The following is a 1521-nucleotide window of genomic DNA, read 5'->3' as shown; positions in this document are numbered from 1 at the left end:
CAAAACGGCAACAGTTCACGCAGCTATTTAACGCTGGATAATACAACGTCACTTCGTGAGCACCATTTTAATATTAATGGTTCGGTATATGGTATTGGTGAAAGTAATGGTTCCAGCAACGTTTATCGGGCGATGTACGAGCGCGATTACGAAGGTTATCGCCTGGCATTAGGAATGCTTGATACGTGGAATGTCCAGTCTATTGCCAGTCTTAACGCCTTAAACGGCGGAAAAATCTACGGTGCAAGCTACGGAAATAAAGGCAGCACCGTTGTCGAAAATACCTCCCTTTCGCTGACCCCGATTACGGTCTTTTTACCGGCAGCAGGGGAGGTGCATGTATTTCGTGACGGACGCCTGCTGAGCGTTCAGAACTTTAACATGGGCAGCTACGAAATTGACACCAGCCGTTTCCCTTACGGGGTGTACGACGTTACGGTGGATATTGTCGTCAATGGGCGCACGGTCAATACCCGCATGAGTCGCGTAAATAAAATCTTCTCACGCCAGCAGGCGGCGGGGCTGCATGAGATCTCATGGCAGGTCTTTGGCGGTTCGCTTGATTACGATCGCGTCAGTTATAAGCGCAATCATTACCGTGACTTAGGCAGTGAACAGAGCTGGATTGGAGGGGGCGCGGCTTCTCTGACGCTGGCGGTGCTTTCCGGCCTGAATATGAAGTCAACGCTTTACGGTTTTGATTCCAATGCGGTTAACGAAACTGATATCACGTTAAATGTGAACGAATACGTGAGTGTGGGTGCGCAAACGATGCTGGCAAATGATGGAACCTGGCGAAATGTCAGCAATGTGAATGTCAGCGCACCCGGTGGATTTGGCTCAGTGTGGGCCTCTCGGGAAGACAGCAAAATTGGTGACCGTTTGCCGGTGCAAGAACGCGATAACTACTCCATTGGCGGCACGATCAACCTGGGAAGCGTTATTCCACACGGAGGATCGCTGACGCTAAGCCAGACGGAAAACCGCTATTCAGGCAATAAGTATCGCAACATAGATTACAGCACAACACTTTATGCCGGACGGTATGCCACTGTCGGTCTGCGGGCGGGTGTACAGCGCTACTTCTATAACAACACGAATGATGACGGTCGTCAGGAGCGTTATGTCAGCCTGGACTTCTCGTTACCACTGGCTTCCTGGTTAAGTGTGGGCGCATCGCGCGATCGTTACGGTGCGACGCAGGGCAATATCAGCGCTCGTAAACAGTTTAAAGATGGCCCAATCACCTCAGCAGGCGTTTCTGCCTCGACGCGCCTGAGCGGAGAGCAGAATTACGGCAACGATTATTCCGTCAATGGCAATGTCAGTTACAGCACCCAATATAACGCCGGGACGGTCTCTGTCACTCGTTCAGCAGATAACTCGACTAACATGAACTTCTCTTCTCTCGGGGCAATAGCCTGGGCTGGCGGTGATGTTGGTCTGAGTAATGAGCGACAACGCTCGGGGATCATTGTTAAAACGGGTCTGGCAGGCGATGGAAAACTGGCAGCAAAAGTC

General features: G+C 51.2%; 1 protein-coding gene. It reads left to right on the top strand.

Features of this window, described 5'->3' with window-relative positions; translation table 11 throughout:
• On the top strand, window positions 1-1521 hold a 1521-nt coding region (locus tag M8370_RS23300), incomplete at both ends, for a TcfC E-set like domain-containing protein (RefSeq protein WP_250021863.1).

Origin of the sequence: Enterobacter cloacae complex sp. OE43NF (assembly GCF_023544405.1) — a bacterium.
Lineage (GTDB): Bacteria > Pseudomonadota > Gammaproteobacteria > Enterobacterales > Enterobacteriaceae > Enterobacter > Enterobacter cloacae.
The sequence above is the reverse complement of the archived record's forward strand: the minus strand, read 5'-3'. Positions and strand labels throughout refer to the sequence as shown.